This is a genomic window from Chamaesiphon sp. OTE_20_metabat_361, from assembly GCF_031364565.1.
On record NZ_JANLWO010000491.1, the window covers coordinates 1 to 4,465 of the forward strand.

Consider the following 4,465-nt stretch of genomic DNA (forward strand, 5'->3'; position numbering starts at 1 on the left):
TTTGTCGCCGACTCTCGCTTTATTCCGTCTGGCTCGATGCTCCCCACGCTGCAAATTGACGATCGATTGATTATCGATAAAATTAGTTATCGCTTTACCGCTCCTCGCCGGGGCGATATCGTTGTCTTCAATCCAACCGCCAAATTGGAAAAAGAATTGCAGGCTAATGGCGAACCAACATACAAAGAAGCCTTTATCAAACGTATCATCGGTCTACCTGGCGATCGCATCGATGTCCAAGGCGGTAAAGTATATATCAATCGCCAACTACTGCCCGAAAATTATCTCGGCGAACCACCAAAATATAACTGGAGCAGTACGGCATTGACGCCCGATGGGATCGTCCCTAAAGATAATTATTTAGTATTGGGTGACAATCGAAATAATAGTTACGACGGTCACTACTGGGGCTTTTTACCCAAAGAGCAAATTATTGGCAAAGCCATCGTCCGATTTTGGCCGATTAACCGCGTTGGTGGCATCCCCCCTCAGCCCGAATATACGAAGTAAATTACGGCGTTGCTGAAATGGGGTTAGCCCTTACAAATTGTCAGTCAATCGTGTATCTATTAAAACAGGAAAAAATGGATAGATCTAGATAACATCACCGAATGACTTACCGACGGCGACGCCCCAGAAAAAATCTTTAATTGTCGCTACGTCGGTATTGACGTGGATTTTACGACCCCAGGAATACATGTCAAATTGGACTCGACTTTGCTTATTTTTAGTAATTTTAGTTGGGGGTTCGTTGGCGTAGCCTCTCGTTCCGAGAATCGAGATATTACCCAAGATTGTCACCCAGTGATTTGGATAGAGTCGATGAAAACGGGATGCTATAAAAGAGTTGCTGCCGAGCAAACCTTGAGAATTAATCAGCCCAAATACCACGCCACCTGCTTTAATCGTACTATCGGCTTCTTGCAGCGCCCGAAATTCGCCAGATAAAATGGTCGGATGGGATTTGGTGGTGGAGTATCCGAGTAATTCCTTGACCCAGCCATTAATCTCCCAGGGTTTGGTGATGCCGCCGAGTTCGCGAATCAGTTTTGGTGCTTTGGGATGCACGGGGACGAGGGTATTGGCACAGTCGCGCAGTGTCGCGAGGAGCATCCAATCAGCTTGGGCCATTCTCAGGTTGCCATAGCTACGACACAATCTGCCTGAGACGGTGATTTTTTTGGTATACCCGTCAAAGCTACCATACTCGTATAAACTTTGACAGATATCGATGTATCGTGCTGGTTGTTTGCGAATCAGCTCAAAGACGACTGAGGCAGGGCCGCAAAAGGGCTGCTCCCCTTGTTGAATTTGGTAGGGATCGATCAGTCTGTCGCGAATGTCCTCAATTAGTTGTCTTTTATCGAGATGATTCCAGACTCCTGTTTGTGAAGATCGCGCAAATTTGGCAAGCCGTTCGTCGAGGCTAGGATCGATCGTGACGGTCGTATTTAGGTCGCTTCGCATATGATTTGGTGTGGGCGCGATATCGGCGAGTAAGTACTCTTTCCTCATGTTACCCATATTAGCTAGGAATTCTCAAAATCGGTGCAGGATATTCTAGGATGGAAGGGTAGTGAATAGTTGCGCTTTCCACCTATAATATAGTACTCAAATGGTAGTGGTAGATTTCCTACCGTTGTTAAATATTAAATATAATGACAGATCGGTCTAGATTTCTCTGGATTAGCGCTAGTCCTAGCCTCAAGTATTTTCATCGTCGTTTGATTAGGCACCTATCACAAGTTATTAAGATTAAGTGTTGGGAATTCTATCAAAGTTTAGATGAGAGTAGTTCTATTGACGAGGCAGTTGAATTATTACACACTCACTTAAAGGATACCGCCGACCCGGTGCATCTAATCGGACATGGCATGGGCGGTATCATTGCCTTAGTTTATGCCCGAACGTATCCGAGTCAGGTCGCTTCACTAACATTGTTAAGCGTTGCCGCACGACCGGGAATTAATTGGCATTCATATTATTACGATCGATTATGTTCGTTGTCGGACAACAGAAAAGCTACCTTAACCTCACTTGCCAACGATTTATTTCCAGATCGTTCGGCGCGGCATGTTTGCGATTTGGTGGAGCGCCTGGAGCGAGATTTAGTGGAATCTCCGTCAAATCATTCACTGTTTCAGTCGAGTATTTTACCTTCAGGCGGTGTCGAGATGCCGCTGATGATTTGTGCGAGTCAATCCGATCCGGTAATTAAATTAGCTGCTTCATACGGCTGGAATAATTATCTTAAACCTATAGATAGAATTTGGCACATTTCCACTGGGGGACACTTCTTTCATCACATGAATTCAGAAGTAGTCAGTTATCAAATCCAAAAGTTTTGGCAAGAGCTAGAACCAGAGATCGCCTTTCATCAACTTCTGAAAGTGGAGTTGAATTGAGCGGCGGTGAAATTAGAGCCAAAGGTAAGATGATGCTGACGATGACTGAGATGAGTAGACTCTACTACCAAGCTCCAAGTCTTCAGGGAGTTTAGTGCAGCATTGCCTGTAACGATCGAGTATTGGCGAGGACTGCGGTAAGATCGGAAGGAGAATCACCAGTGAGAAGCCCATGACCGATCGACCCCAATCCACAACACCAAACAATAAATCTGTAGTTGAAGCTTATCTAGCCGCGCAACAAAATAGTGGCGCGAATGCGACACCGGAGTTAGGTTTAGGAACGATCCCGGCAGCACCGGAGGGATTTCGATCGGGATTTGTGGGGATTATTGGCAGACCGAATGTGGGTAAGTCTACGCTGATGAACCAACTGATCGGTCAAAAAATTGCGATCGTCTCTCCAGTCCCCCAGACAACTCGCAACCGCTTACAGGGCATCCTGACTACCGATACGGCGCAAATGATCTTTGTGGATACGCCCGGAATTCACAAACCCCATCACAAACTGGGGGAAGTGTTGGTGAAAAATGCTCAAAGTGCGATCGGGGCGGTAGATGTCGTCTTATTTGTAGTCGATGGGATGGAAATTGCTGGCGGTGGTGACAGGTTTATTGCCGAGTTGCTGGTTAATGTCAAAACGCCAATTATTTTGGGAATTAATAAAATCGATTTGCGTGAAGATCTGAGCCGTTCGCATTTAGACGCGATCGATGGTAGCTATCTCGAACTCGCTCAAACTCACAATTGGCAGGTAGTGAACTTTTCGGCGGTGACGGAAACAGGGTTGGATCGATTGCAGGCTAGTCTGAGTGAAAATCTGGAAATCGGCCCTTATTATTACCCACCCGAATTAGTCACCGACCAGCCCGAACGGTTTATCATGGGCGAATTGATTCGCGAGCAAATCATTTTACTGACGCGGGAAGAATTGCCGCACTCAGTGGCGGTGACGATCGATCGAGTTCAGGAAGATGCCAAAATTACTCGCGTCCTAGCAACAATCTATGTCGAACGCGATTCGCAAAAAGGCATCCTGATCGGCAAAAGCGGGCAAATGCTCAAGCAAATCGGTAGTAATGCACGCGAGCAGATGCAAAAACTGATTGCGGGCAAAGTATATCTAGAACTATTTGTGAAAGTGCAGCCGAAGTGGCGACAATCTGGCTTGCGGCTGGCAGAACTAGGTTATCGAGTGGACTAGTACTCTACGGCATAAATTTAGTTACTATTTTGAGGAGACTGGGGGACTGGGGGACTGGGGGACTGGGAGACTGGGAGACTGGGGAACTGGTAGAAAAAACTTTATTTAGGTGTGCTCTAGTTTCATTCTTCTGATTGGTGCGCTAGCTTTAAAACCATAAAAAATCTGCATTTGCAACGTTAATTATGCTGAAATTGATGTAGAGTTACCAATTAAGCTCTGCTGCACTAAATTTCTAGCCTGTGGAGATTGGCTGGAAAATGCCGATCGCTTCTAAACCCCTCATCCCTAACCCCGAGATCATGGTATCAGCCCCCCGCCGGGACAATATCGCTCCGATAGTCGAACCTCAAGTCGATCCGTATACACTAGCGCAGATGGGGATTGCGATGCTGATCGATCTGGCACAACGGGGTGAAATCGATCCTTGGGATGTCAAAGTCATCGATGCGATCGATCTGCACTTAAGCAAGCTGCCTTTAGAAGCCGATGCGTCCTTGGCTCACAAACAAGCCAATCTCTCCCAATCGGGACAAGCCTTTTTGTCGGCGGCGATGCTCGAACTGCTCAAAGCTCAAAGCCTGGAGCAAAGTCAATCCCCAGCGGAAGATTTTGACTTCATTGAAGAGGAGTTGGACTTTGAAGTGATGACGACATCTGGCTTACCGCGTAACCTCGAACGCCACATTCGGCGGCGGCTGACATCACCCCCACCGCGCACGCGTCCGGTGACGCTCGAAGATCTGATCGGACAGCTCCGCCAAATTGCGGATAAGATTGCCGAGCCGACCGCTCGCCGCCGCTCCTTGCGGGGGAAGGTGATGTCCGTCAAGCAAGCGACCAAATCGATCGTCGG

General features: G+C 47.3%; 5 protein-coding genes. 4 read left to right on the forward strand and 1 reads right to left on the reverse strand.

The genetic code is table 11. The annotated features are described in order from the left end of the window. A partial coding sequence (gene lepB / locus RMO35_RS14350; protein ID WP_309742003.1) for a signal peptidase I occupies positions 1 to 510 on the forward strand: 510 nt, incomplete at its 5' end. Between the two features lie 84 nt (positions 511 to 594). Here lepB and RMO35_RS14355 read toward each other — a convergent pair. Beyond that, entirely contained in the window at positions 595 to 1,515 is a 921-nt protein-coding gene (locus tag RMO35_RS14355) for a hypothetical protein (RefSeq protein ID WP_309742004.1), read from the reverse strand. Positions 1,516 to 1,658: 143 nt separating this feature from the next. Here RMO35_RS14355 and RMO35_RS14360 point away from each other — a divergent pair, with 143 nt between their 5' ends. The 3 genes from RMO35_RS14360 to RMO35_RS14370 all read left to right on the forward strand — a co-directional run. Next, the gene (locus RMO35_RS14360) at positions 1,659 to 2,405 is read left to right on the forward strand and encodes an alpha/beta hydrolase (protein WP_309742005.1); all 747 of its coding nucleotides are present in this window, start codon (positions 1,659 to 1,661) and stop codon (positions 2,403 to 2,405) included. Between the two features lie 172 nt (positions 2,406 to 2,577). Then, positions 2,578 to 3,609: a GTPase Era gene (gene era, locus RMO35_RS14365; protein WP_309742006.1), complete on the forward strand. Its 1,032-nt coding sequence runs from the start codon at positions 2,578 to 2,580 to the stop codon at positions 3,607 to 3,609. 302 nt (positions 3,610 to 3,911) lie between these two features. Beyond that, the coding region (locus tag RMO35_RS14370; protein WP_309742008.1) for a segregation/condensation protein A at positions 3,912 to 4,465 on the forward strand (554 nt) is incomplete at its 3' end.